Consider the following 25,959-nt stretch of genomic DNA (forward strand, 5'->3'; position numbering starts at 1 on the left):
CTGTTCCGGGGTGGTGACCGCAGGGTCGAGGCTGCGGTGCCGGTAGGCATCGAGGTGCCCGGCCAGGGTGCCGTGCAGCCGGAACGTCTCCCACTTGCGGGCAGTGGTGTGGGAGCGGGCACGGCCGGGGATCCGGGTGTAGTCCCACCAGAGGCCAGTCTTCGGCTGGCCGTGCCTCCGGCCGGAAGAGTCCGGGAACAGGTGCCGACTGACTGCCGTCTCGAAGACCTCGTCCGCCTGGTGCATCACCAGCGCTTTGGTGACGTGATGGGCGAGATGCTGGGAGTTTTCCATGTGCCGGTAGGCGCGCCGTTCCATGCCCTCCCGGGACAGCCCGAGCTCCAGCCGCCACGCTTTCGCATCCACCTCACGGCGGACATCCCCAGCCCAGTACGCGTCGACCGCAGCCCGGGCATCCCGCTGCAGGGCGCGTTTCACCGACCACATCGCCGAGAACAGATTCTCGGTCCGGTGCCGGATCGCGGGGTCGTGGACATCGAGCGGGAGGCGGATCACCGCAAGCTCAGTGTCCGCGTCCCGCGACCAGCGCTTCTTCTTGTTCTTGCCACGGAACCGGCGGGCGGCAAGCGGTGCGTCGTCGGAGGCGGGCACGGGTTCGGACAGCTCTGCGTCCATCGATGGCCAGCCCCCCTTTTGACGTAGCAACAACCGCAACCTGTCCGTGACTTCGTCAGTGCGGCAACCAACACCAAAGCTACAAGACCCCACTGACAACGCCCCACGATGCGACGGAACTTCGGTCTCTACGATGGCCTTCATGTGCCTGCGTCTTGCCCGTTGTTCCGCGGTCGACCTTCGTGCCTGGACTGGTCTGAACGGGCCGCAAATGCAGCACCTCGTCGGGCGGCTGTGGGAACTCGCACCGGACTTGGGCCGGGGCCGGCCCTGGGCGCTGCCGTACACCGACCGGGTGCTACTCGTCGTCCTCGCCTACCGGACCAACCTCACCATGCAACAACTCGGATCCCTGTTCGGCATATCCCACGCGGCTGCCCACCGAGTCATGATCCGGCTCGCAGGACCGCTCGCCGAACTCCTCGGACCACCGCCCACCGACCGGCGAAAATTGTGCGTCGTCGACGGCACCCTCATCCCCGTCCACGACCAGCAGCACACTGCGAAGAGCAAAAATTACCGGCGGAGTGTGAATGTGCAGATCGTCTGCCGGGCACGGGACCGCCGCATCGTCGCCGTCGGGAAGGCGTGGCCGGGCAACCGCAACGATGTAGTCGTCTTCCGTGAAACCCTCCAGAAGACGCTGCCGAGCGACCATCGCCGGTTGTCCGGTGACGGCGGCTACCGCGGATGCGACCGTGTCCGGACACCTCGCCGCGGGCCCGACGGCCGCATCATCAAAGACCGCAACCACCGCCGATTCCGTAGGCGCCGTGCCGTCGCAGAACACACCATCGCCCGGCTCAAAGACCACCAGATCCTCCGCCAATGCAGGCGCCGCGGCGAGGTCATCAACCACACCCTCGCCGGCGTCGCCGCACTCCACAACCTCAAGCTCGACATCCGGTAAACCAAGTATCTCTCGCGGGACGCACGTCCCGGTCCGCACTACGTGATAGCTCTTAGGGTGGCCCTGTGGCAGACAGCAGCGGGCGCCCGGTCGCCGTGTTCGACCTCGACAACACCCTGGCCGACACCGCCCACCGGCAGCACTTCCTGGAGAACAGGCCGCGCGACTGGGACGGGTTCTTCGCGGCCGCTCCCGCGGACCCGCCGCTCGCCGAAGGGGTGACGCTCGCCCTGGAGACGGCCAGGGCATGCGAGATCGTGTACCTCACCGGGCGGCCCGAGCGGTGCCGCCGCGACACTCTGGACTGGCTCGCCGCTCACGGACTGCCCGAGGGGCGCGTCCACATGCGCCGAGACGCCGACCGCAGACCCGCCAGGTTCACCAAGCTGGAGACCCTGCGCCGGGTCGCCCGGGACCGCGCGGTCCACGTCCTCGTCGACGACGACGAACTCGTGTGCGACGACGCCGAACGCGCCGGTTTCACCGTGGTGCGGGCCCGCTGGGCCGCCAAGTCCGCCGCGCTGGAGGACGCGCAGGAGCGCGAGGGCCGGACCTGAGCCTCTCCTACTCGCCGTCCTCGATGCGGAAGCCCACCTTCAGGCCCACCTGGTAGTGCTCGATGCGCCCGTTCTCGATCTGGCCGCGCACCTGTGTCACCTCGAACCAGTCCAGGTTGCGCAGGGTCTGGTCGGCACGTGCGATGCCGTTGCGGATGGCCTGGTCGATGCCCTCGTGCGAGGTGCCGACGATCTCGGTGACCCGGTAGGTGTGGTCAGTCATGCGGGTGCTCCTTCCGCCGTGCGGCCGGGCGTGTCCGCCCGTGCCTCACGTCCCTCGTGACCGGTATGTCACGCCGTACTCCACCGTGCCGTATCCGCGCCCGGCGCGCGAGGCGTCGCCCGCGTACCCGAAGTAGCGCTTGACCTACGCATTGGTCCATACCAAAATCCCGTACACCCGTACGAGCCCCCGCTCGCCCCCCCACGCCGGGCCACCTTCCCTGTCCGCACCGCCCATGCCAGACAGAACAGGACCCCTCGTGAGACGTCGTCTGATCGCCCTCCTCTGTGTCACCGGCTCCCTCGCCGGCGCCTGCGGCCTCCTGCCGGGCGGACACGACCGGCACACCGTCACCGTGTGGCTGATGAAGGACAGCGCCTCCAAGGAGTTCCTGCGGCGCTTCACCGAGGACTTCGAACGCACCCACGACGACCTGCGCCTCGACATCCGCATCCAGGAGTGGACCGGCATCGTCGAGAAGGTCCGCAAGGCGCTCAGGAGCGACCCCAAGGACACGCCCGACGTCATCGAGGTGGGCAACACCCAGGTCCCGCTGTACGTCGACGACGGCCGCCTCGCCGACCTGACGCTGGAGTCGATGCGCGACTGGGGCAAGGAGCACTGGCTGCCCGGCCTCGCCGAACCCGGCAAGGACGGCAACGCCCAGTACGGTGTGCCCTGGTACGCGGCCAACCGGGTCGTCATCTACCGCAAGGACCTCTTCGAGCAGGCCGGCGTCACCACCCCGCCGAAGACCCGCGACCAGTGGCTGACCGACACCGAGAAGCTCAACTCCGGAGGCGACCAGGGGATCTACCTCGCCGGCCAGGACTGGTACACGCTCTCCGGCTTCATCTGGGACGAGGGCGGCGAACTGGCCGAGCAGAAGGACTACGACTGGCGGGGCACCCTGGACACGCCGGCCGCGCTGCGCGGCATGGACTTCTACCGACGGCTCCAGGCGCTCGGACAGGGACCCGTGGACTCGGACGAGGAACACCCGCCCCAGGCCAAGGTGTTCGCCGGCGGCAAGGTCGCGCAGATCGTCGCCGTACCGGGGCTCGCCCAGTCGATCGTGCAGCAGAACCCCGGCCTCGAGGGCAAGCTCGGCTTCTTCCCGGTGCCCGGAAAGACCGCCGCCCGGCCCGGTACGGTCTTCACCGGCGGCTCCGACCTCGTCGTCCCGCGCAACACCGACGACCAGTTCGCCGCGACCGCCGTCATCGGAGCGCTGACCGGCGCCAAGTGGGACACCGAACTCGCCCGCACCATGAACTACGTGCCCAACAAGACCACTCTGGCGTCCGCGGTCGCGGGGGAGGAGGGGGTCGCCGCCATGGCGGCGGGCGCCGCACACGGCCGGGCGACCCCCAACACTCCTCAGTGGGCCGACGTCGAGGCCGACAACCCGATCAAGGGGTACATGACCAAGGTGCTCGGTGGCGCGGACCCGGCGACCGAGGCCCGCCGGGCCTCCCGCAAAATCACCGAAGCCCTCGCCACCGACCTCGGCTGACTCAGCGCACCACGCTCAGCGACAGCGCGAAGCGGCCCTCGGCGTCCGTCCACCAGTTGGTCAACTCCAGTCCCGAGGCGGCGAGTTCCGCGGTCACTCCGTCCTTGCGGAACTTCGCCGACACCTCGGTGCGCAGTTCCTCGCCCGCCGCGAAGTGCACGGCGAGGTCCAGCGCCGGCACCTTGACGGTCTGCGCGGTGCGGGAGCGCAGCCGCATCTCGATCCACTCCCGCTCCGCGTCCCACAGCGCCACGTGGTCGAAGGCGCCGGGGTCGAAGTCGGCGCCCAGCTCGCGGTTCACGACGGCCAGGACGTTCTTGTTGAAGGCGGCCGTCACCCCGTCCGCGTCGTCGTACGCCCGGACCAGCACCCGCTCGTCCTTGACCAGGTCCGTGCCGAGCAGCAGCCCGTCGCCCGGTGCGAGCAGGGCGCGCGCGGCGGCCAGGAACTTCTCCCGCTCGGCGGGCAGCAGGTTGCCGATCGTGCCGCCGAGGAAGGCCAGCAGCCGCGGCCCGGGCGTCTCGGGCAGGGACATCGGGGCGGTGAAGTCGGCGATCAGCGCGTGCACCTCGAGCCCGGGGCGCTCCTCGATGAGCGCCTGCCCGGCCTGGGTGAGTGCGCTCTCGCTGACGTCGACGGGAACGTACGCCTCCAGTGAGGTGAGCGCGTCGATCAGGAGGCGGGTCTTCTCCGAGGAGCCCGAACCCAGCTCGATCAGGGTGCGGGCGCCGCTGGCGGCGGCGATCTCACCGGACCGGACGGCGAGGATCTCGCGCTCGGCCCGCGTCGGGTAGTACTCGGGCAGTTCCGTGATCTGTTCGAACAGCTCGCTGCCCGCGGCGTCGTAGAACCACTTCGGCGGCAGTGACTTGGGGTTGACGGTGAGGCCGTGCAGGACGTCGGCGCGCAGCGCGGCGTCCGTCGCGTCCTCGGGGAGGGTGCGGGTGACGTGCAGGGGACTCACGTACAGGGCTCCTTCGGTGATGGGGGCGCCCCCGCTCGAGCGGAGTCGGGAGTGGGGGAGGACGCCGGGTCCTCGAGCGGGGCGAGCAGCACTCCTGCGCGGCTCGCCGTGAGCACGGTGCGGTCGGGGACCTCCTGCCAGAGCGGATCGTCGTCGTACGGCTCGGAGGCGACGACCGTGGCGAGGCCGGGCTCCGTGCGGTACCAGAGGCTGTCGCCCCAGGCGGTGGCGGCGATGGTGTCGCCGTCGGTGAGCAGCAGGTTCAGCCGGGAGGCGGGAGCCGCCTCGGCCAGCAGGCGGACCGGCTCACCGAGGGCCCGGTCGAGGTCGGCACCGGTGCGCAGCCGGTGCAGGACCAGCGCCCACACGAACGCCGAGTCGGTGCGCGCCTGCAGCGACAGCAGGTCGATCGGGGGCAGGGCGGACGCCAGGGGCGCCGCCACGTCCGGCCAGCCCGCGATCGCGCCGTTGTGGCTGAACAGCCACCGCCCGGCGGCGAAGGGCGCCGCCGCGGCCTCGGCGTCCGCGCCCGCGAGGGTCGCGTCGCGCACCGCGGCGAGCACGGCACCCGAGCGCACGACCCGGGCCAGGTCGGCGAAGGACAGGTCCGCCCAGATCGGACCGGCCCGCCGGTAGCGGGCCGGCACCGGATCGTCCGGGGCGTACCAACCCACCCCGAAACCGTCCGCGTTGACCGTGCCGTACCGCTGCCGCCGAGGCGCCCACGACTGCCGGTACAGGCTGTGCGCGGGCTCCACGAGGAGCCGGCCGAGCGGTTCCTCGGGGCCCAGGTAAGCCAGGTGACGGCACATCAGACGGTCTCCGAGCGGGCCGTGCGGAACCCGGAGAAGATCTGCCGCCGGATCGGGTAGTCCCAGTTGCGGAAGGTGCCCCGGCAGGCCACCGGGTCCACGGCGAACGAACCGCCGCGCAGCACCTTGTGCTCGGAGCCGAAGAAGACCTCCGAGTACTCCTTGTACGGGAATGCCCGGAACCCCGGGTACGGCAGGAAGTCGCTCGCCGTCCACTCCCACACGTCCCCGATCAACTGCCGTACCCCGAGCGGCGATTCACCGGCCGGGTAGCTGCCGGCGGGGGCGGGCCTGAGGTGCCGCTGGCCCAGGTTGGCGTGCTCGGGCGCCGGGTCGGCGTCGCCCCACGGGTAGCGGGTCGAGCGGCCGGTGGCCGGGTCGTGCCGTGCCGCCTTCTCCCACTCGGCCTCGGTGGGCAGCCGGCGACCGGCCCAGCGGGCGTAGGCGTCGGCCTCGTACCAGCACACGTGCAGCACCGGCTCGTCGGGCGGCACCGCTTCGGTGACCCCGAAACGGCGCCTGAGCCACTGGCCGCCGTCCCGGCGCCAGAACAGCGGGGCAGTGACCGAGTTCCGCTTGATGTGCGTCCAGCCCTCCGGCGTCCACCAGCGCTCGGTGTCGTAGCCGCCGTCCTCGATGAATGCCCGGTACGCGGCGTTCGTCACCGGGGTGGTGTCGATCCAGAACGGTGCCACGTCCACCGCGTGCGCCGGGCGTTCGTTGTCCAGCGCCCAGGGCTCGGTGGCGGTTCCCATGGTGAACGGGCCCCCGGGTACGAGGACTTCGGCCGGGCCGGTGAACAGCGGGACCGGTTCGGGGTCGGGAGCGGTCAGTGCCTGGGGGCCCCTTCGGAGCTGATGGGTGATCAGCATCGTCTCGTCGTGCTGCTGTTCGTGCTGCGCGATCATCCCGAAGGCGAACCCGGCCTCGGTCAGCCGGGTGCCGTGGAAGTCCGCGGCCGCCAGCAGATCCAGGGCCCGGTCGCGCACCTCGGCCGCGTAGCCCCGGGCCTCGGCCGGCGGCAGCAGCGGCAGCGAGGGCCGCTCGGCACGCGGGTGCTCGAAGGCGTCGTACAGGCCGTCGATCTCGGGCCGCATCGCCTCCCGGCCGCCGACCGCCCGCAGCAGCCACAGCTCCTCCTGGTTGCCGATGTGCGCGAGGTCCCACACCAGTGGCGACATCAGCGGGGAGTGCTGTGCGGTGAGGTCCGGCTCCTCCACGCAGCTGGTCAGCAGTGTGGTGCGGGCGCGTGCGGTGGTGAGCGAGGCGAGCGCACGATCGCGGAGCGCCTCGGCGTCCGGCTCGGTCGTCGTGACGTCGGTCTCGGGGGCGGTCATGTGCGGATGTCCTTCCTCCCGTGGGCAGAGCGGGTGCCCCCGGCCGAGCGCGGTCGGGACCGGGGCGGGTCCGTGCCGCGCAGGTGGTCCAGCAGGTCGTCGGCCGGGCAGCGGCCCCGGACGACATAGCGGTTCAGGTACGCCGTCACGGCGCCGACGACCGCGGGGGTGGCGCCGAGCCTGGGCAGTGCCTCGAGCGCCGCCGCGAAACAGGCGACGGCGGCCTCGCGCAGCTCGGGATCGGCGAGCCCCTGCCGGGCCGCGTCGATCCACAGCGGGTTGTGCGGGGCGGGCAGGTTCAGGGACCGCTCCACCAGGGGTTTCACCGCCTGGTGCGCGGCCTCGGCGGCCTCCGGGTCGTCGAACAGCGCCGCGGTCACCGCGAGCGGCACGATCCATCCGTCCTCGCCGGGCTGCGCGTCGATCATGCGCAGCTCCAGGTGGCCGCGCGGCCGGACCGGCGGGAACAGGGTGGTCAGGTGGTAGTCGAGATCCGCCCGGGTGGGCGGCCGGGGTGCCCGCGAGCGGGTCCACTCACGGAAGGTCAGGCCCTCGGGCACGTCCCAGGGCCCGCCGTCGCGGCGGACGCACATCACCGGGGCGTCCAGTACGTGCCGGGCCCAGGCGGCCCGCGGATCCCCGTCCGCCGGGGGAGCGCCCGCGCGGCCGGCGCCGATCTCCGTCCACAGCAGCTGCCGGGTGGAGACCCAGCCCGTGGGTTCCCGGCCGACCAGCGGGGAGTTCGCGAACGCGGCCACGAGCACCGCGCCCAGGTGGTGGGCCAGCCACCAGCGCCGCTCGTGTCCGAGCGGCCCGGGTTCCTCGTGACCGGCGTCCACGCACACCTGGACGGAGGCCGACGTGCACATCATGTGCCGGCCGGCCGTGCCGGTGCGGTCGAGACAGGCCTCCATGGCGTCGTAGCGCGGTTCGCGCAGGAACCGGCGGGGTGCGTGCCAGGGGTCGTGGCCGACACCGACGAGCCCCAGGTCGTCCTCGGCGAGGACCGCGCGGACGGTGTCCAGGTCGGCCGAGACGGTGTCTATGCACTCCATCAGGGAGGCGGCGGGCGGCGAGCTCAGTTCCAACTGGCCGCCGGGTTCGATGGTCAGCGGCGACCGCAGGGGCGCGGTCCGCAGGGTGGCGTAGGCCGCTTCGAGTCGTTCGGGTGTCACCGGGAGCTGCGGCAGCCGCAGCTCGTGGACGAGCCACTCCACTTCGACCCCGAGCGTGCGGGGCGGGCCGGTCTTGAAGCAGATGCCCCGGACCAGGGCCTCCACCTCGGCTTCGGTGACGGCGGTGCGGTGCTCCGTACAGTCGCCACAATCACTTGCTGAGTCGGACATGTCGGGATCCTCCTGAGATTCCACCATGCCACCGGCCCGGCCACAGGTCGGCCGGGCAGGCACTCGTCCCACCCAAGACCCTCGCACGGAATCGCACAAGGGTGCCCATCGGGACGTTCCGGATCGGTAATCTCCGTTTCCTTGCGTGTTCCCGGACCGTTCCGGAGCCGGGAAACTCCGTTGCACCGCATCCCAGCATCACCCAGGATGCGTGCATGAGCACGACGGGGGATGACGCGCAGGCCGCGGTCGTGGCGCCCACGGGGGTGGCGCCATGAGCGCGCGCCTGCGCGAAATCGCGACCGGAACCGAGCGGATCGTGGCGGCCGGGTCGTACCGGCCGGCGGACGGACGGGAGGTGTCCCTGGCGGCGGCGATCGAGGCCGCCCGGGCGGGCACGCGGATGTACGGACCCGAGCCGGTGCCGGTGTCCCCGGCCTCGGCCACGGAGCCGTCCTTCGAGGTCACGGGCGAGAGCAGCCTGGAAGCCGCCCGCCGGCTGGCCGACGAGCCGGTCGCCGTCCTGAACTTCGCCTCGGCCCGCAATCCCGGCGGTGGCTACCTGAACGGCGCCCAGGCCCAGGAGGAGGCCCTGTGCCGCGCCTCGGCGCTGTACACCTGCCTGCTGCGGGCCCGCGAGTTCTACGACCACCACCGCGCCCACCGCGACCCGCTCTACACGGACCGGGTGATCCACACGCCCGCCGTGCCGGTGTTCCGCGACGACCGCGGCCGACTGCTGCCGGAGCCGTACCTGGCCGGATTCCTGACGGCCGCCGCCCCCAACGCGGGGGTCGTACGGCGTACCGCACCCGAGCGCGCCGATGAACTGCCCGTGGCCCTGGCCCGGCGGGCCGAGCGGGTGCTGGAGACCGCCGCCGCCCAGGGCTACCGGCGGCTGGTGCTCGGCGCCTGGGGCTGCGGCGTCTTCCAGAACGACCCGGCGGAGGTCGCGAGCGCCTTCCGGGCCCTGCTCGGGCCCGGCGGCCGGTTCGCTCGGACGTTCGAAAACGTGGTGTTCGGCATCCTGGACCGCACGCCGGGATCGACGGTTCGGGAGGCCTTCGCGCGGGCTTTCCCGGAGGGCGCGCGTCCAGTCACGCGGTAGGGATCGTCAGACGGCCCTCGGGGCCCGTCAGGTCCAGCCGTACCGCTCGTGGAGCCGCTGCCGGACCAGGTTGAAGCGCATCCGGTCGAGCGCGCAGGCCTCCCGGCGCATGCCCGACTCGTGCAACCGCAGTACGCGGTCCACGTCCACCCACGAGTCACGGTCCGACCGGTCCCAGGGGCCGCTGCCGATCGCCACCCACTCCCGGTTGCCGTCGTGCCGCTTGCTGGACAGCTGCACGGCGAGGAAGGTGCCCGCCGCCTCCCGGGCGACGACCAGCACCGGACGGTCCTTGCCGCGGCCGTCGTTCTCCTCGAAGGGCACCCAGGTCCAGACGATCTCCCCGGGGTCCGGATCGCCGTCGTGGGCGGGGGAGTACTCGGTGCGCACCCTGCCGACCTCGCGCGGGTCGGCCTCGGTGGTGGCGTGGGGGCCATGACGGCCCGGAACGTTCTCATCGGTGTACGTGCTCACGCAGGCACCCTAGTGGTCGGGTCGCAGCGCGCAACGGGCGCCCGCCGGCTCAGGATTGCGGCGGTGCGGCGTCCGCGCGCGACTGGATCCGCATGCCGGGGCGGCGGCGGTGCACGGTCAGGTAGGCGAGGCCCCGCTCCCCGGCGGTGATACTGCGCGTCGAGCCGTGCGGCAGCCAGAGCAGGGTGCCCTCGGTGAGCGCCTCGGGTTCCTCCGCGGGGCCCTTGCCGAGCACGCCGTCCCCGGAGACGACGAGGAGCAGCACATCCAGGTGCGGCTCGCAGTGGGACGAGATGCGGTCGCCCGGGGCGAGCCGGATGACGTTGGCGTCCAGCTGGCGTCCGCTCTCGGTCAGCTTCCACAGCACGCCGGCCGGCACCGGCGGGGCCTCGGCCAGCGCGTGAGTGTCGCACAGAACCAGCGGATCCGCGCCCGTATCCCCGGACGACCCGGTGTGGATCGCGGACGACGACGTCATCGGTGCCCCTCGCTGCTCGGCCTCTGCTGCCCACTCTACAATTACTACATGTAGGATCTGTGAAAAATACGCGCAGGTGGGAGGGGTGATGGGAGTGCCCACGCGGGAGAGTCCGCGGCGCCGGAAGGTGCTGGACGTACTCCGGGCCGCCCCGGGGCCACTCGGCGTCGCCGAGGCGGCCGAGCGGATCGGCGTCCACCCCAACACCGTGCGCTTCCACCTGGACGCACTCGTCGCGGAGGGGCTCGTCGAGCGCGGTGCCGAGGCGCCCTCGGGTGTCGGCCGGCCCCGCACGGTCTACACAGCGCGCCCCGGCATGGACCGGGGCGGCACACGCGGCTACCGGCTCCTGGCGAGGATCCTGCTCAGCCGGTGGACCTCCGCCGACCCGGCCGAGGCGCGGGCCGAGGCCATGGAGACGGGGCGCGCCTGGGGCCGCTTCCTGGTGGAGCCCCTGCCGCCGTACGAGCGGCCGACCGCAGCGCGCTCGGCGACGCGGCTCGTCGCCCTGCTGGACGACCTGGGCTTCGCGCCGCGGCCGGAAGGAGCGGACGAGGCGGGCACACCACCGCGCCACATCCGACTCGGGCACTGTCCCTTCCTCGAACTCGCCGAGGAGCACGGCTCGTTGGTGTGTCCGCTCCATCTGGGTCTGATGCAGGGCGCGCTGGCCGAGCTCGGTGCCCCGCTGACGGCGACCGGACTCGAGCCGTTCGCCGAACCCGACTCCTGCCTGGCCCACTTGGCCGTGGCACACGCCGAACCACGGACCGGAAGGGCATCCCACCGATGAACCCCACGTCGGCCGGCATCGCGAGCGCGATCACCTTCGTCTGGCTCGGCATGGTGCTGGCGATCTCCTTCCTGGAGGCGCCGCTGAAGTTCCGCGCGCCGGGCGTGACCATCCCCATCGGGCTGGGCATCGGCCGACTGGTGTTCCGGGCCCTGAACGCAGTCGAGGCCGCCCTGGCCGCGGTGGCGGTCGTCGCCGTCGCCGCGGGCGGAGCGCCGTCCGGGATCACCGCGCTGGCCGCGGTCGTGGCCGCACTGCTCCTCGCCCAGCTGGCCGTCGTCCGCCCCCACCTCAACCGCAGGTCCGACCGCGTCCTCGCGGGGGAGGAGCTGCCCCGGTCCCGCAGCCACCTCTGGTACGTGGCCCTGGAGACCGTGAAGGTCGTGGCCCTGATCGCCCTGGGCATCGGCCTGACCACCGTCTGACGGCGCCCGCGACCGCCGTGGGCGACGGCGGCCGAGGCCCCCGTGGGGGTCCCGGCACCGTCTGCTAGCTCTCCTCTTCCAGCGGTACGTTCTGTGACGCGGGAGCCGGGACACCGTTGAGGGGCGGTGAAGTACCCTTCGGCGGCTGTCCGTTCTGGTTCATCGACGCGAGCAGCTGACGGGCCAGGCCGAGGCCGGCGCCGCCCATGGTGAGCGCCTTGGCGAACAACTCGGCCATGCCGTCGGCGCCGTTGAGCAGCACCATGTTGTCCACGTTGCCGAAGGCGGACGCGCCGGCCCGGACGATCTCCGGCCAGTTCTCGGCGAGCTGCTGGGCGACGACCGCCTCCTGGTTCTCGGCGAGGGCGGCGGCCCGCGCCTTGATGGCCTCGGCCTCCGCCAGACCCCTGGCCCTGGTCGCCTCGGCCTCGGCGAGCCCCTTGGCCTGCGCGGCCGCGGCCTCCGCCTCACCGGTGGCCCGGGTCGCCGAGGCCGTGGCCGCACCCCGCGTCTTGGTGGCCTCGGCCTCGGCACCCGCGGCCGTCTTGACCCGGGTCGCCTCGGCCGCCGCCGCGAGCTCCGTCTCCTTCGCCTTGGCCTGTGCCCCCGAGATCCGCGCGTCGCGCTCGGCCTCGGCCAGCGTCCGCTTCTCGTAGGCCCGGGCGTCGGCCGGCTTGCGGACGTCCGCCTGCAACTGCTGTTCCCTGCGGTGCGCCTCCAACTCGGCGACCCGCGTCTCCTGGACCACCACCTCCTGCCGGGCGGCCGCGTCGGCGAGCGGACCGGCCTGCCGGGCCTTCGCCCCCGCCTTGTCCCGCTCGGCCTGATAGCCGGCCTGCAGGATCTCGCTGTCCCGGGTGGCCTGCGCCATCCGGGCGAACGACTGCTGCTCGGCCTCGGTGGCGAGACGATTCGCCTCCGCCTGCGCGATGCGCGCGTCCCGCTGCACCGCCGCCGCGTGCGGGGCCGCCAGGTTCTGGATGTACCCCGTCGGGTCCTCGATCTCGTGGATCTGCAGCGAGTCGACGATCAGGCCGAGCTTCTCCATCTCCGTACCGCAGGCCGCCCGCGTCTGCCCGGTCAGCTTCTCCCGGTCGCGGATCATGTCCTCGACCGTCAAACCGCCCACGATGGACCGGAGATGACCGGCGAAGACGTTGTGCACCCGCTCCGACATCAGCTTCTGCTGGTCCAGGAAACGGCGGGCCGCGTTGGCCACCGACACGAAGTCGTCGCCCACCTTGAAGATGACCACGCCCCGTACCTTCAGCGGAATGCCCTGGTGGGTGACGCAGTCCACCTGCAACTCGGTCTCGTTCAGGTCCAGGGAGAGCTTGCGCACCGCCTGCACACCGGGCAGCACCAGAGTGCCGCGCCCGGTGACGATGCGGAATCCCATGCCCTCCTCGAGCCCCTCGGTGCGGTGCTTGGACCCGGAGATGATGAGCGCCTCGTTCGGTTCGGCGACCCGCCACATCATCTTGAACAGACCGATCAGAACAAGGACGGCAACGACGACCGCCCCCGCAACGACGCCGACGACCATCGGCATTCGCCCCCTTTGCATGGTGCCCGTCCGGCACCGAACGAAGGGAGTGTGCGCCTGCCGCAACCCGCCGAGAAGACGTCGGCGGATCCTTGTTGCAATCTTGACGCCTCCGCCCCTCACCTGGAGCGGAGCGCGCTCAACTGTCGTATGCGGCGGTGACGTACACCGTCCTCGGCGGCAGGTACTCCACCACCATCACCACCGTGCCCCGCTCGATCCGGGAGGCGGCGTCCGCCGCGTAGGCGAGGAAGTGCTCCGCGCCGCCGCGCACCCGGACGATCACCTCGCCGACCAGCCCGGGCCCGATCGTCCCCGTCACCCGCCCCACGAGCCCGACCATCGACGCATCGTCCATGGTCACAGGGTACGGGCGGAACGGGCTCCTGCCGCCGCTGCTGAACTGCCTTCGGCGGCTTCGCCCTCACGCCACCGCGGAATCCAGGTCCGCCCCGCGCGGCGGCCACAGTTCGTGCCAGCGCAGCTCCGCCTCCAGTTGGGCGGCGAGGGAAACCAGCAGCGGCTCGCTGTTGGCCGGTCCGAGCAACTGAGCGCCCACCGGCAGGCCCTCGCCCACGAAGCCGGCGGGGACGTTGACGCCGGGCCAGCCGAGGACGTTCCACGGCCAGGCGTACGGACAGGCGGCGATCATGGCGCGGTCGGTGGCCAGACCGCCGAGCCGGTACAGGGCGCCGATCGCGGGCGGGGGAGCGGCCGTCGTCGGGGCGAGGACCACGTCGTACGACCCGAAGAACGCGCCGATCCGGCGGTGCAGGACGGCCTCCGCGCGCCGGGCCGCACGCAGCGGGGCCCCGCCGAGCAGCCGGCCCAGCCGGGCCGCGTCCCGCGTGCGCGGGTCGAGCAGGGCCGGGTCCGGGGCCTCGCGGACCCAGTCGGCGATACCGGCGGTGGCGCGCGGTACGAAGGTCAGCCCGATCTGGCCGTAGGGCGGGTCAGCCTCCTCGACACGGTGCCCCAACGCGCTCAGCCTCTCCGCCAGTTCGAGGATCCGGGCCCGGACGTCCGGGCGCAGCCGGGCGGGCACCGCCGTGAACGGCGGCTTCAGGGACAGGGCGATGCGCAGCCGGCCGGGGTCGCGGCCGACCGCCTCCGACACCGTGAGCGCCGGCGGCCGGTGCGGGTCCCGGTCGTGGTTGCCGCCGGCCGCGTCCAGCAGCAGGGCCGCGTCGGCGACCGTACGGGCGAGCGTGCCGTTGACGGTGATGCCGTGGAAGGACTCGCCGCGCGGCCAGGTGGAGATGCGTCCGCGTTGCGGCTTGATGCCGATCAGATGGGTCCAGGAGGCCGGGATCCGCACCGAGCCGGCGCCGTCCGAGCCGAGCGCGGCCGGGACCAGGCCGGCGGCCACGGCCGCCGCCGAGCCCCCGGAGGAGCCGCCCGGGGTGTGGCCGGTGTGCCAGGGGTTGCGGGTCTCCCCGAACGCCGGGCCCTCGGTGAACGGCCACTGCCCCAGCTCGCAGGTGTTCGTCTTGCCGACGATCACGGCACCGGCCGCCCGCAGCCGCCGTACCGCCTCCCCGTCCTGTGCGACCGGCGGAAAGTCGCCGCGGCAGCCGAACGCGGTCGGCTCGCCCGCCACGTCCATGTCGTCCTTCACCGCCACCGGCACCCCGAGCAGCGGGAGCCGCGCCCCGCCGGCCAACTCCCGGTCGGCGGCGTCCGCTTCGGCGAGCGCCGCCTCGGCGCGTACGACCCGGAAGGCGTTCAGGGTCGGCTGGGTGGCCTCGATCCGGGCCAGGGCCTGCTCCACCAGCGCGCGGGAGGTCACCTCCCCGTCGGCGAGCGCGCGGACGGACTCCGCTAGGCCTGCGGCACGGTCTGGCGTCATGGGCGAAGCACCTCCGGGAGCACACTGTCTACCGAACGGTAACCTCCGGGTGGCCGGGGTCGTACAGGTTTCGCACAGGCGACATCCAGTCAAGTTGTATGCGGCGCCGTCGATCCTATGACCGGGTCGTGCCCCCGGCACGTCGTAGTGGGCGAAGAGAGGGAACGGATCCGTCAGGCAACCGGCGCGGAACCGTGCCCCTCCTATCTGTCGAGTGAGCCGTACCGGGACACGCGCCGCCCCCTCGTGCCGTGCCCTGCCCGCCCCACGCGCCGACAGGAGCCCCCGTTTGGACCGCACCGAGCCCCCGCCCTCGGCAGGCCCGTCCCGCCGCAGATTCATCGTGTACACGGTGGCCGCGACCACCCTGACGGTCGCGGCGCCGCTCGCCTGCACCACCTCGCCCGCGGAAGGCGCCGAGCCCGTCCGCACGGAGCCGGGCTCCGGCGTCCTGGTCACCGGCACCGACGAGGAGATGCTGGTCCTCGAGGTCACGGCGGACAACCACGTGGTCGTACGACTCCCTCGGGCCGAGGTCGGCCAGGGCATCACCACCGCCGTGGCCATGATGATCGCCGAGGAGCTGGACGCCCGCCTCGCCGACGTCCGCATCCCGCTCGCCGACGCCCGCACCAAGGGCAACCAGTACACCGGCGGGTCCAGTTCGGTGAGTTCGCTGTACGGCCCGGCCCGGCAGCTCGCCGCCACAGCCCGGGCCAGGCTGGTGACCGCGGCCGCCCGCCACTGGCGCCTGCCCGCCTGGTCCCTGCGCACCCGGGACACCATGGTCGTCGCCCCGGACGGGCGCACCGCCACCTTCGGCTCGCTGACCGAGAGCGCCTCCCGGATCCGCCACCCCTCCGTGTCCAGCCGGCCCAAGCCGGCCTCCCGGCACCGGGTGGTCGGCCGGCCGACGACCAGGATCGACGCGCGGGACATCGTCACCGGACGCGCGAAGTACGCCGGGGACCTGGCGGTCGCCGGCGCCAAGCCCACGGTGGTGGCCCGGCCGCCGACGATCCGGGGCAGGCTCGTCTCGGTCGACGACCGGGCCGCCCGCGCCCTGCCGGGCGTCCACGCGGTCGTCCGGCTGCCCGGCGGGGTCGCCGTCGTCGCGGACACGTTCCACCACGCCTTCCGCGCCCGGGACGCCCTGCGCCTCACCTGGGCGCCGGGTCCGCTCGCCGGGCTGTCGGACGACCGGATACGCGCCCGGCTGAAGGCCGCCGTGCCCCGGTTCGGCGCGCCGCCGCACGGTTCGACGCAGGTGTCCGGCGAGTTCGCGTTCGCCTTCGTCAGCCATGCCCCGATGGAGGTGCTCACGGCGGTGGCGGACGTCCGGGCCGACCGCGCGGAACTGTGGTTCTCCTCCCAGACCCCCATGGAGGCGCGGGACGCCGTCGCCGCGGCGGTCGGACTGCGCCCGTCGGCGGTCCGGGTCCATGTCGTGCGCGCCGGCGGTTCGTTCGGCCGCCGGCTGAACTTCGACGCGGCGATCGAGGCGGCGCTCGTCTCCAAGGCGGCCCGCCGCCCGGTGAAGCTGATGTGGAGCCGTGGCGACGACATACGGCACAGTCGCATGCGTCCCGCCGACCACCACCGGATCCGGGCCAGCGTGGCGGGGGGCCGGGTGGTGGCCTTCGAGCAGATGACGGCCTCGGTGTCGGAGTCGTACGACGACACGGGCCTGTCCCCGCAGGGCGGAGTGCTGGCGTCCGCTCCGCTGCCCAGCGGCTCGGGCCTGTACAACTTCGGCCGGGTGTCCGGCGATTCGGGCGGCATCGAGCTGGCCGTGCCGCTCGGCGCCTGGCGCTCGGTGGACTCCGGGACCGTGCGCACCGCGCAGGAGATCGTCGTGGACGAGATCGCCCGCAGCCTCGGCCAGGACCCGGTGGCCTTCCGCCGGACCACCCTGCGGAGCAAGGCGGTCAGGACGGTCCTCGACAAGGTGGCGAGCGCTGGTGAGTGGGGCCGCCCGATGCCCGACGGCACCGCCCAGGGTGTCGCCGTGCACGAGGAGTACGGCTCCCGCGTGGCCTGCCTCGCCGAGATCGACGCGAGGGACCCGAAGAACCCCCGGGTGACCAAGGTGGTGATGGCCGCCGACGTCGGCACCGCCGTCAACCCCCGAGGCCTGGAGGCCCAGTTGATGGGCGCCGCGACCGACGGAATCTCCGTGGTCCTGCAGGCGGGTCTGCACATCGACCGGGGCGCCGTACGCGAGGGCAGCTTCGCCGACTTCCGCTACGCCCGCCAGCGCAACGCCCCGCTGGTCTTCGAGGCCCACATCCTCCCCTCGACCGGGGAACCGGGCGGCGCCGGCGAACTCGGTGTCCCGGCGGCATCGGGAGCGGTCGCCAACGCCTACGCCCGCGCGACCGGCACCGTACCCCGCAGTTTCCCGCTCACGTTCTGACCGACGACCCGAAGGCACCCATGCGTTCGTACTCCTTCACCCTCAACGGCAGACCGGTGACCGTACAGGCCCCCGGCGACATGCCCCTGCTGTGGGTCCTGCGCGACCTCCTCGGCGTCACCGGTCCCAAGTACGGCTGCGGAGTGGGCGTGTGCCGCGCCTGCACCAGCCACCTGGACGGCGCCGAGATCCAGCCCTGCGTGGTTCCGCTCGCCGACTGCGCGAACCGCGCCGTCACCACCATCGAGGGCCTCGCCGACGGCGACACCCTCCACCCCGTCCAACAGGCCTGGCTGGCCTGCGACGTGGCCCAGTGCGGCTTCTGCCAGCCGGGCCAGATCATGGCCGCCGCAGCCCTCCTCGAACGCACCCCCCACCCCACGGACACCGACATCGACGCCATCGAGAACATCTGCCGCTGCGGCACGTACGCGCGCATCCGGGAGGCGATCAAGAAGGCGGCGGAGAGCGGGGCCGAGGGCTCGGGGAAGCCGGGGCCCCACAGGGGCTGACGGACCGCTCGTTCCGGCGTCCGGCCCGTGTGAGGGTTCCATGGAGGTTACAGTTATCTCTTGTGTGCCACGTCACAGGGAGGTGCTCATCAGGTAGCCGGCACCTCCTGGGCACACAGGGACACCGCGGCAGATCCGGGGGGATTAGTGCGTGAGATGGTGAAGGGGTCGAACGTGACGCTGTCGACCCTGAGCGAGAGCGTGGGTTCGGTGATCGTCGGGCTGCGCTGGATCAGTCCGAGCGGCGAAGGTGACGCCGACGTGTCGGTGCTGTTGCTGGGCCCGGACGGGAAGGTCCGAAGCGACGCCGACTTCTACTTCTACAACAACCCCGTCGCAGCCGACGGAAGTGTGCAACTGCTGGGCAAGGCACCGACGGACGGCGGTGACGAGGACCGCATCGGGTTCGACCTGACCGCGGTCCCGGAAGACGTCGACAGGATGGTGGTCGCCGCGAGTCGGTACGGCGACGCCCGCTTCGGAGAACTGGAGGACCTGACCCTCACGTTGTCCGACGCGACAGGTGAGGGGCTCCTCCGGTTCGCGATCGATGACGTCGACTCGGTGAGCGCGGTCATCTTCGGCGAGCTGTATCGCCGCGACGGAGAGTGGAAGTTCCGCGCGGTCGGGCAGGGTTACGCCGAGGGCCTTGCGGGCCTCGCGACGGACTTCGGTGTCGACATCGAGGACGACGCGGCGTCCGGGTCCGCACTGGACGAACCGGACGGAGAGGAACAGTCGGCGGCCGATGGCGTGCCCGCGGTGGAGGCCGGGCCGGTGTTGAACGCGGTCCCCTCTCCTCGCCGGTCGGAGGACGAGACCGAATCGGCCAGGCGGACGGCGCGGCCTCGTACAGCCAAGAAAAAGATCACGCTGCCGAAGACGACCAGGAAGTCCCTCGCCGAGAACGAGTCCTGGAGGGAGGCGAGGCTCTTCCCCGTCTCGGCCCTCAAGAGCGACCGGGACCGTGAGATGCGCGCGACCTCGGTGCTGCTGTCGGTGATGGCTCAGGTGCCCGAGTTCGGCAGGAGGCTGACCGCCGCCTTCGGAGCGCCGGCCGGCCGAATGGAGTCGTTCACCGAGGTTTCTCTGCCTCACGGAGACTCACCGCGGCGTCCCGACGGAGTCATCCGGGTCGAGCGGGCCGGCAAGTTGTGGACGGCCCTGGTGGAGACGAAGACGAACGGCAACGCCCTCAGGGCCGAGCAGGTGCAGGCGTACATGGACATTGCAGCGCGCCGCGGCTACGAGGCCGTGATCACGCTGTCCAACGACGTCGAGCTGGAAGGCAGCCAGCTGGTCGAGGTCAGGATCGACGGGCGGCGCAAGCACAAGGTGGCGCTCCGGCACCTGTCCTGGGCGGAAGTCGCCTACCAGGCCCAGGTTCTGATCCGGCATGAGGGAGTCGGCAACGCGGCGCACGCCTGGCTGCTCCAGGAACTGCTGCAGTACCTGCAGCATGAGAACTCCGGCTGCCATGGCTTCCAGAACATGGGGCCCGCATGGGTCCCCGTGCGCAACGGCATCGATGACGAGACGCTGTGCCAGGGAGACCCCCGGGCGCTCGAGGTGGTGGAGAGCTGGGAGCGGCTGATCCGTCAGGTGTGCCTACGCCTCGGCGGTGAACTCGGCCGGAAGGTCCTGCCCGTGCAGAGAGGGAAGCGAGGCCGTGATCCCAGGGAACGCCGCACCGCACAGGCCGACCAACTGTGCCTCGAGGGAAGGCTGCTGGCCGAACTGCGCATCGAGGGCACCCCTGGGGTGCTCGCGGTCGGCGCGGACCTCCGCACGGGCAAGTTGCGTGTTGCCATGGAGATCCAGGCGCCCGAACAGGGGTACCCGCTCACGTGGGTCAAACGGCTCGTCCGGCGCCTGTCCGAAGCGCCCGCCGACCTGCACATCGAAACGCTGGTGGAGGACGAGACGGGTGGCCCGCGCGGCACACTGGAACGCCTTCGTCCCGAACCGGCGGACCTGCTGCCGAAGGCCGGCGGTCCCCGGATCACCGGTTTCCGCCTGTCCCTGTTCAAGGGCATGGGCAGCGGTCGCGGCAACGCCGAATCCGGCTTCATCCGCAGCGTGGACGACGCCGTGCAGCGTTTCTACGCGCAGGTGTTCGTCCATCTCGACCAGGCGCCTGTCCGACGGACACCGGCCAAGGAGCCGACGCCGGCTGACTGAGGCACCTCGCCGGGCGGCCACCCAGCCGGATGGCCGCTCAGCGCGCCAGCAACCGCCTCACCCAGTCCAGTCGTGCCGCCCGTGCCGCCCGGGACAGGGACGCCTGGGGGGTGAAGGCGTCGAAGCCGTGGAAGCCGCCCGGCCAGACGTGGAGTTCGGCCACGCCGCCGGACTGCCAGATGCGGGAGGCGTAGTCGACGACCTCGTCCCGGAAGGTCTCCGCGGAGCCGACGTCGAGGAAGGCCGGGGGCAGGCCGGAGAGGTCCCTCGCGCGGGCGGGCGCGGCGTAGGGGGAGACGTCGGGGCCGCCCCGGCGCTCGCCGAGCAGTGCCGTCCAGCCGGTCTCGTTGGCGGTGTGGTCCCAGACGCCGACGCCCGCCATCTGGTGGCTGGAGAAGGTGTCGTTGCGGTCGTCGAGCATCGGGCACATCAGGAGCTGACCGATGACCGGCGGCCCCTGGCGGTCCCGCAGGAGGAGGGCGAGCGCGGCGGTGAGGCCGCCGCCCGCGCTGGTGCCCGCGAGCACGATCCGGTCCGGGGCGCCGCCGATCTCCTTCGCGTGTCCGGCCGTCCACACCAGGCCGGCGTACACGTCGTCGATCGGGGCCGGGTGCGGGTTTTCGGGCGCGAGGCGGTACTCCACCGACACGACGACCGCGCCCACCTCGCGCGCCCAGGCCAGCGGCCCGTCCACGCCGGCCCGGTTGTTGCCGAGGACCATGCCGCCGCCGTGGACGTGGTAGATCACCGGCAGCGGGGTGGCGGGGTCGGCGCCGGTGGGGCGGCAGATGAGGAGGGAGATGTCCGGGGCTCCCTGTGGGCCCGGCACCGTACGGTCCTCCACCTCGAACGCCCCGCCCATCGTGAGGTCGAGCAGTTCCAGCAGCTCGACGCCCGCGCCCTGCCGGGCGGTGGGGATCTCGTCGGGCGCGAGCCCGGGCGACATCACGTCCTTGACCGGCTCCAGCGCGGCGGCGAGCTCCGGGTCGAACGGGGGCGGGGGAGGGTTGGGGGCCATGGCTTCCTCACCTTCACTCATGCGCTTCGGGTCACCGCTCGGGCGGCGCCGGCGACCGGCGGCGGCTCCTTACGGCCATGATCCGCCTACCCCGAGAAGCCCGGAGGCCGACGGGTGGCAAGACCCGTCCGCCGGATGGCGGGTGCCCCGGGCCGGGCGCGCCTCACCCGGGGCGCCGTGGCGGGCCGCGGCGGAAGTGGGGCAGCTCGGGGCGAGCGGCCGTCCCGCGGCCGGGCCGGGCCTCCGAGCGGAGGGAGCGGTTCGCGGCTCCGGGCGTGGAGCGGTCGGCCGGGCTCGACCGAGCGGGACGCGGAAGGGGGCCGGAGCCCGGCTGGGCTCCGGCCCCCTTCGGGGTCGCTGTGGCTCAGGCGGCCGCGGTCTCGCCGACGTTGCCGTGCAGGCGGGCGACGACCTCGGTCAGCTGGGCGGCGACCTCGGCGTCGTCGACCGGGTGGGTCTCGGCGAAGCGGGTCACGGAGCCCGGGATCGACAGCTTGATGTCCTCGATCACCTTGCCGCCGGCGATGCCCACGGCCTTGCGGGTGTCGTCCTGCGCCCAGACGCCGCCGTACTGGCCGAAGGCGGTGCCGATCACGGCGACGGGCTTGCCGCCGAAGGCGCCGGCGCCGTACGGGCGGGACAGCCAGTCGATGGCGTTCTTCAGGACGGCCGGGATGGTGCCGTTGTACTCGGGGGAGAAGAGCAGGAACGCGTCGGCGGCCTGGGCGGCCTCACGCAGCTTGGCGGCGGTGGCCGGGACGCTGCCCTCGACGTCGATGTCCTCGTTGTAGAAGGGAACCTCGGCCAGGCCCTCGAAGAGCACGACCTCGGCGCCCTCGGGCGCGAGCTTCACGGCCGCCTCGGCGAGCTGGCGGTTGTGCGAACCGGAGCGGAGGCTGCCGACGAGCGCGAGGATACGAACAGACATGGGGGTACTCCAAGGGGGCTGAAACATCGCCGTTACGATCCGGACCGAGGTCCGCTTAGATTTTCTACCAGGGTAACCGGACCGCGGTCCAGTTTTGTTCCCGATGCTTTACGCTGTCTTCATGTCCAGCGCCCTGCCGCCCTTCCCGAAACCTCAGGAGTCCCTCGACACGCCCCAGCTGCTGGAGGTCGGCGCGGCTCCCGAGGAACCGTGCCTGCGCGCCGACGCCGCCCGCAACCGGGCCAGGCTGCTGGAGGCCGCCGCCCGGCTGATCGCGGAGCACGGGGTGGCCGGGGTGACGATGGAGGCGGTGGCCGCGGCGGCCCAGGTCGGCAAGGGCACGGTGTTCCGCCGGTTCGGCGACCGCACCGGGCTGCTGATGGCGCTGCTGGACCACTCGGGCAGGCAGCTGCAGGCCGACTTCCTCGGCGGACCGCCGCCGCTGGGTCCCGGGGCGCCGGCCCTTGACCGGCTGCGGGCGTTCGGCGTCGCGGTGCTCTACCGCTCGGCCGAGCAGCTGGACCTGCAGCTGGCCGCCCAGCCGGAGCCGGACCGCAGGTTCTCCCATCCGGCGGTCGGGGCGCTGCGCACCCACGTCACCATGCTGCTGCGGCGGATCGTGCCGGACGCCGACTGCGAGCTGCTCTCGCAGACCCTGATGGCGTCGCTCGACCCCGCCCTGATCCACCATCTGACCCGGCAGTGCGGCATGCCCATGGAGCGGCTGGAGGCCGGCTGGATCGACCTCGTCGCCCGTGTGACGTGCACGGAGCGGCCCCGTTGAGAACCGTTCAGCCGTCGTGGGCGGCGAACATGTCGAGCAGGCCCTGCGGGGCGTCGGCGCGGAACAGCATCGCCCCGCCGCGCGCGGACTCGGCGGCCGACGCCTCGCCGCGCGGGAACAGCCTCTCCTCGTAGGCGGCCAGCGCGGCCTCGGTGTCCCCGGGGTGCGCGGCGAGCGCGAGGCCCAGTTCGGCGCCGTCGAGCAGCGCGAGGTTGGCGCCCTCGCCCGCGAACGGGGACATCAGGTGCGCGGCGTCGCCGACCAGCGTGACCCCGGGGACCCGGTCCCAGCGGTGCCCGACCGGCAGGGCGTGGATCCGCCGCGGCACCAGTGCGCCGTCCGCGTCCTCGACCAGCGCCCGCAGGCTCTCGTGCCAGCCGTCGAACTCCTTCAGCACTGCCGCCGCGGCCGCCTCCGTGTCGCTGAAGTCGATGCCGTCCAGCCAGTCCTCCGGCGCCTCGACGGCGGCGTAGACGTGCAGGCTGCCGTCGGACTCGCGGTGTGCGAGGAAGCCCCGGCCCGCACCGAGCGCGAACAGCATGCCGCCGCCGACCACCCGCGCGCTGCCGGGATGGCGCGCATCGGCGTCCAGCAGGTCCACCTCGACGAACGAGACGCCGGTGTACGCCGGTTCGGCGGCCGAGAGCAGCGGGCGGACGCGGGACCAGGCGCCGTCCGCGCCGACCAGCACTGCGGTGGTGAAGGCGCTGCCGTCCGCGAGCGTCACCTCGTGCCGGCCGTCGCCGAGCGGGCGCGCGCCGGTCGCCTTCACGCCCCAGCGCACGGTGCCCTCGGGCAGGGCGGCCAGCAGCAGGTCGCGCAGCTCGCCGCGGTCGATCTCCGGGCGCCCGCCGGTGCCGTCGTCGGACTCCTCCAGGCGGACGGCACCGTCCTGGTCGAGGACCCGCAGGGCCTGGCCGCCCGCATGGACCCGGGCCAGGAACTCCTCGTGCAGGCCGGCCGCGCGCAGCGCCTCCTGGCCGGAGTCGTCATGGATGTCGAGCATGCCGCCCTGCGTGCGCGCGGCCGGCGAGGCGTCCAGGTCGAACACGGCCGCCTCGATGCCGTGCACGTGCAGCACCCGGGCGAGCGCGAGCCCGCCGAGTCCGGCGCCGATGACGGCGATGTCGTGGTGGGGAAGGGTCATGGTGGGGCCTCCTGAGGCCGTGAGGTGGATCAGTCGGGTACGGCGGTGCGCTCGATGCCGGTGATCAGTGCCTGGAAGGCCCAGGACAGCCGGGCCTCGGGGGCACCGGACAGCAGGTCGCCGGCGGTGGCGGCGATGTGCGGGTGAGTGTCCTCGGACGCCCCGCGCAGGGCACGGTCCAGGGCCTGCCAGTCGCTCCCGGACTCCTCCCCGGCGTGCTCGGCGGCGGTCGCGGTGGCGTGCTGCAGCAGCAGGTCGACGCCCCACGCCGCACGCTCGCGGGGCACACCGCCCTCGGCCAGCAGGGCCAGCAGCGTCTCGATCAGGTTCAGGTAGTGCGGGCCGCTCGGCCGGGCGGTCAGCGCCGAGCGGGCGAGACTCGGGTGCTCCAGGAGCATCCGGGTGCAGGCGGTGAGCACCTGCTCCAGCCGCTCCCGCCAGGTGCCCTCGGCCGGGGCGGGCCCGATCGTGCCGAGCAGCTCGTCCAGGACGGCCGCGTGCAGCTCGTCGGTGTTGCGGACGTAGACGTAGAGCGAGGCGGGACCCGTGTCGAGCTCCTGCGCCAGCCGTCGCATGGTCACCTTGCGCATGCCCTCCGCGCGCAGGATCGCCACCGCGGCGGCGACGATGCCCGCGCGGGTGAGAGCGGGCTTGGCGGGGCGTTCGCGACGGGAGCGGGGGGATGCTGTCATGCCTCCACAGTAACGAACATGTTCGTCGCGAACAAGTTCGAAACGAACGTGTTCGCCGTCGATTCTGTGAGCCGTCGATTTCGTTCAGTGATGAACCACGATCCCCCGCCCGCTCGGGCCCCTCACCCTTCTGCCAAGATGCGTTCTGTGATGGTGCAGATACCGAACACGCCCCCGTCCGTGGCGCCCGCATCGCACTCCATGCCCACGAGTGCCGATGTGGCCCGGCTGGCCGGCGTCTCGCGCGCGACCGTCTCCTACGTCCTCAACAACACCAGCGCCGTACGGATCAGCGAGCCGACGCGCCGCCGTGTCCACGAGGCCGCGCGGGAACTGGGATACGTGCCCCACGCGGCCGCCCGCAGCCTGCGCGCCGGACACAGCCGCATGGTCCTGATGCCCGCCCCGACCATCCCGGTGGGCCCCCTCTACAGCCGTTTCCTCAGCGAACTCCAGTCGGACCTCGGCCGCCTCGACTACACGGTCGTGCAGTACGGCACCGTCGGCCTCCAGGGGGACGAAGCCGCCCGAGCCTGGGCCGAGTTGCGTCCCGTCGCCGTCCTGGTGCCGGGCACGGGGCTCGGCCCGCAGGGCGTCGCCGTCCTCAAGCGGTCCGGCGCCCGGGCCGTGGTGACCCTCGGCCCCGAGCACGTCGAGGGTGCGCACGCCCTGCTCATGGACCACGAGGCGGTCGGCCACTGCGCGGCTGCCCATCTGCATGCCGGAGGCCGGCGCCGCATCGGCGTCGTCGTACCCGAGGAGCCGGGCCTGGAGGCCTTCTCGCGGCCCCGGCTCACCGGGGTGCGCGAGGCCCTGCGCGGCACGGACGCGACGGTGACCCCGCTGCCGCTCGCGTACACGGAGCAGGCAGCCGCCGAACTGGCCTCCAAGTGGCCGGAGTCGGGCCTCGACGCGGTGTTCGCCTACAACGACGAGTACGCGATGCTGCTGATGCGCGCCCTGCAGGACGAGGGCGTGCGCATCCCCGAGGACGTCGCCGTCGTCGGCGCCGACGACCTGATGCTCGGCCGGCTGCTGCGGCCCCGGCTCAGCACCGTCCACATCGAACTGCCCTCCGGGCGCGACCTCGCGGAACTGGTCGACCACGCGGTGCGCGATCCCGGCGGCGAGCCCGAGGTCCGCAGGGTGCTGGGCGCCTCGCTCGTGCGGCGCGAGTCCAGCTGACCCGGCAACCCGCCGAAACACAGCGCCCATTGGAGACGAGTGCCGGGACCGGGGGGTGGAGCCCCGCCGGCGGTTACTCGAAAGAGCCCCCCCCTGGCGCCCCACCCCGCCCTGCTCCCCCC

25 protein-coding genes and 1 pseudogene are annotated in these 25,959 nt (G+C 72.7%); 11 read left to right on the plus strand and 15 right to left on the minus strand.

Translation table 11 applies throughout. The features are described 5' to 3' along the window. Positions 1-636 (minus strand): annotated as a pseudogene (locus tag AC07CM_RS21735) (hypothetical protein); the annotation flags it as partial. Between the two features lie 211 nt (positions 637-847). Between AC07CM_RS21735 and AC07CM_RS21740 the strand changes: the two are divergent. After that, positions 848-1,546 (plus strand): transposase, encoded by a 699-nt coding sequence (locus AC07CM_RS21740; RefSeq protein WP_478878071.1) that lies wholly within the window; start codon positions 848-850, stop codon positions 1,544-1,546. Positions 1,547-1,611: 65 nt separating this feature from the next. Further along, positions 1,612-2,103 carry a phosphatase domain-containing protein gene (locus AC07CM_RS21745; RefSeq protein WP_478878072.1) on the plus strand — a complete coding sequence of 164 codons (492 nt, stop codon included), beginning with the start codon at positions 1,612-1,614 and terminating at the stop codon, positions 2,101-2,103. A gap of 7 nt (positions 2,104-2,110) precedes the next feature. On the opposite strand, the gene AC07CM_RS21750 is transcribed toward AC07CM_RS21745, so the two are convergent. After that, positions 2,111-2,326, minus strand: a complete 216-nt coding sequence (locus AC07CM_RS21750; RefSeq protein ID WP_478878073.1) for a dodecin — start codon at positions 2,324-2,326, stop codon at positions 2,111-2,113. A gap of 259 nt (positions 2,327-2,585) precedes the next feature. Between AC07CM_RS21750 and AC07CM_RS21755 the strand changes: the two genes are divergently transcribed. Beyond that, positions 2,586-3,842 carry an extracellular solute-binding protein gene (locus AC07CM_RS21755; RefSeq protein ID WP_478878074.1) on the plus strand — a complete coding sequence of 419 codons (1,257 nt, stop codon included), beginning with the start codon at positions 2,586-2,588 and terminating at the stop codon, positions 3,840-3,842. A gap of 1 nt (position 3,843) precedes the next feature. Here the strand turns inward: AC07CM_RS21755 and egtD are convergent, their stop codons facing one another. The 4 genes from egtD to egtA are packed head-to-tail and all read right to left on the minus strand — an operon-like array spanning position 3,844 to position 8,301. After that, on the minus strand, positions 3,844-4,806 hold the full coding sequence (egtD, locus tag AC07CM_RS21760) for an L-histidine N(alpha)-methyltransferase (protein WP_478878075.1): 963 nt from the start codon (positions 4,804-4,806) through the stop codon (positions 3,844-3,846). After that, entirely contained in the window at positions 4,803-5,618 is an 816-nt protein-coding gene (gene egtC, locus AC07CM_RS21765; RefSeq protein WP_478878076.1) for an ergothioneine biosynthesis protein EgtC, read from the minus strand. Before egtC ends, egtD begins: the two co-directional genes overlap by 4 nt. Next, the gene (gene egtB, locus AC07CM_RS21770) at positions 5,618-6,955 is read right to left on the minus strand and encodes an ergothioneine biosynthesis protein EgtB (protein WP_478878077.1); all 1,338 of its coding nucleotides are present in this window, start codon (positions 6,953-6,955) and stop codon (positions 5,618-5,620) included. The genes egtC and egtB overlap by 1 nt, the downstream gene beginning before the upstream one ends. After that, a complete protein-coding gene (gene egtA, locus AC07CM_RS21775) occupies positions 6,952-8,301 on the minus strand; it encodes an ergothioneine biosynthesis glutamate--cysteine ligase EgtA (RefSeq protein ID WP_478878078.1) in 1,350 nt (449 codons plus the stop codon). Before egtA ends, egtB begins: the two co-directional genes overlap by 4 nt. A 274-nt stretch (positions 8,302-8,575) precedes the next feature. On the opposite strand from egtA, the gene AC07CM_RS21780 reads away from it, so the two are divergent. Further along, positions 8,576-9,409 (plus strand): TIGR02452 family protein, encoded by an 834-nt coding sequence (locus AC07CM_RS21780; protein ID WP_478878079.1) that lies wholly within the window; start codon positions 8,576-8,578, stop codon positions 9,407-9,409. A 27-nt stretch (positions 9,410-9,436) separates the two neighbouring features. Here the strand turns inward: AC07CM_RS21780 and AC07CM_RS21785 are convergent, their stop codons facing one another. Next, complete coding sequence (locus AC07CM_RS21785) at positions 9,437-9,883, minus strand: type II toxin-antitoxin system PemK/MazF family toxin (protein WP_478878080.1); 447 nt, start codon at positions 9,881-9,883, stop codon at positions 9,437-9,439. Between the two features lie 49 nt (positions 9,884-9,932). Beyond that, positions 9,933-10,361 (minus strand): cupin domain-containing protein, encoded by a 429-nt coding sequence (locus tag AC07CM_RS21790; RefSeq protein ID WP_478878081.1) that lies wholly within the window; start codon positions 10,359-10,361, stop codon positions 9,933-9,935. A gap of 88 nt (positions 10,362-10,449) precedes the next feature. On the opposite strand from AC07CM_RS21790, the gene AC07CM_RS21795 reads away from it, so the two are divergent. Together AC07CM_RS21795 and AC07CM_RS21800 are read left to right on the plus strand one after the other, a co-directional pair. Further along, positions 10,450-11,154 carry a helix-turn-helix transcriptional regulator gene (locus tag AC07CM_RS21795; RefSeq protein WP_478878082.1) on the plus strand — a complete coding sequence of 235 codons (705 nt, stop codon included), beginning with the start codon at positions 10,450-10,452 and terminating at the stop codon, positions 11,152-11,154. Further along, positions 11,151-11,579, plus strand: a complete 429-nt coding sequence (locus AC07CM_RS21800; protein ID WP_478878083.1) for a hypothetical protein — start codon at positions 11,151-11,153, stop codon at positions 11,577-11,579. Before AC07CM_RS21795 ends, AC07CM_RS21800 begins: the two co-directional genes overlap by 4 nt. A gap of 64 nt (positions 11,580-11,643) precedes the next feature. Here AC07CM_RS21800 and AC07CM_RS21805 read toward each other — a convergent pair whose 3' ends face one another. The 3 genes from AC07CM_RS21805 to AC07CM_RS21815 form a co-directional block, all read right to left on the minus strand. Then, complete coding sequence (locus AC07CM_RS21805; RefSeq protein WP_478878084.1) at positions 11,644-13,131, minus strand: SPFH domain-containing protein; 1,488 nt, start codon at positions 13,129-13,131, stop codon at positions 11,644-11,646. Between the two features lie 133 nt (positions 13,132-13,264). Beyond that, positions 13,265-13,483 (minus strand): hypothetical protein, encoded by a 219-nt coding sequence (locus AC07CM_RS21810; protein WP_478878085.1) that lies wholly within the window; start codon positions 13,481-13,483, stop codon positions 13,265-13,267. A 66-nt stretch (positions 13,484-13,549) separates the two neighbouring features. Next, positions 13,550-14,974 carry an amidase gene (locus AC07CM_RS21815; protein WP_478878086.1) on the minus strand — a complete coding sequence of 475 codons (1,425 nt, stop codon included), beginning with the start codon at positions 14,972-14,974 and terminating at the stop codon, positions 13,550-13,552. 340 nt (positions 14,975-15,314) lie between these two features. Here AC07CM_RS21815 and AC07CM_RS21820 point away from each other — a divergent pair, with 340 nt between their 5' ends. The 3 genes from AC07CM_RS21820 to AC07CM_RS21830 all read left to right on the plus strand — a co-directional run bounded on the left by AC07CM_RS21820 (position 15,315) and on the right by AC07CM_RS21830 (position 20,083). Continuing rightward, positions 15,315-17,390, plus strand: a complete 2,076-nt coding sequence (locus AC07CM_RS21820; RefSeq protein ID WP_478878305.1) for a xanthine dehydrogenase family protein molybdopterin-binding subunit — start codon at positions 15,315-15,317, stop codon at positions 17,388-17,390. Between the two features lie 20 nt (positions 17,391-17,410). Continuing rightward, a complete protein-coding gene (locus AC07CM_RS21825) occupies positions 17,411-17,902 on the plus strand; it encodes a (2Fe-2S)-binding protein (protein WP_478878087.1) in 492 nt (163 codons plus the stop codon). Positions 17,903-18,058: 156 nt separating this feature from the next. Next, positions 18,059-20,083, plus strand: coding sequence for a TerD family protein (locus AC07CM_RS21830; protein WP_478878306.1), 2,025 nt, complete (start codon positions 18,059-18,061; stop codon positions 20,081-20,083). A gap of 37 nt (positions 20,084-20,120) precedes the next feature. Here AC07CM_RS21830 and AC07CM_RS21835 read toward each other — a convergent pair whose 3' ends face one another. Continuing rightward, entirely contained in the window at positions 20,121-21,101 is a 981-nt protein-coding gene (locus tag AC07CM_RS21835; protein ID WP_478878088.1) for an alpha/beta hydrolase, read from the minus strand. A 364-nt stretch (positions 21,102-21,465) separates the two neighbouring features. After that, positions 21,466-22,029, minus strand: a complete 564-nt coding sequence (locus AC07CM_RS21840; RefSeq protein WP_478878089.1) for an NAD(P)H-dependent oxidoreductase — start codon at positions 22,027-22,029, stop codon at positions 21,466-21,468. A 103-nt stretch (positions 22,030-22,132) separates the two neighbouring features. On the opposite strand from AC07CM_RS21840, the gene AC07CM_RS21845 reads away from it, so the two are divergent. Continuing rightward, positions 22,133-22,813, plus strand: a complete 681-nt coding sequence (locus tag AC07CM_RS21845) for a TetR/AcrR family transcriptional regulator (protein ID WP_478878090.1) — start codon at positions 22,133-22,135, stop codon at positions 22,811-22,813. A gap of 7 nt (positions 22,814-22,820) precedes the next feature. On the opposite strand, the gene AC07CM_RS21850 is transcribed toward AC07CM_RS21845, so the two are convergent. Both AC07CM_RS21850 and AC07CM_RS21855 read right to left on the minus strand, forming a co-directional pair. Next, positions 22,821-23,960, minus strand: a complete 1,140-nt coding sequence (locus tag AC07CM_RS21850; RefSeq protein ID WP_478878091.1) for an FAD-dependent oxidoreductase — start codon at positions 23,958-23,960, stop codon at positions 22,821-22,823. Between the two features lie 29 nt (positions 23,961-23,989). Then, positions 23,990-24,652: a TetR/AcrR family transcriptional regulator gene (locus AC07CM_RS21855; protein ID WP_478878092.1), complete on the minus strand. Its 663-nt coding sequence runs from the start codon at positions 24,650-24,652 to the stop codon at positions 23,990-23,992. A 138-nt stretch (positions 24,653-24,790) separates the two neighbouring features. Between AC07CM_RS21855 and AC07CM_RS21860 the strand changes: the two genes are divergently transcribed. After that, complete coding sequence (locus tag AC07CM_RS21860) at positions 24,791-25,837, plus strand: LacI family DNA-binding transcriptional regulator (protein WP_478878093.1); 1,047 nt, start codon at positions 24,791-24,793, stop codon at positions 25,835-25,837. Positions 25,838-25,959 lie beyond the last annotated feature (122 nt).

Source organism: Streptomyces sp. NPDC044061 (assembly GCF_056434305.1).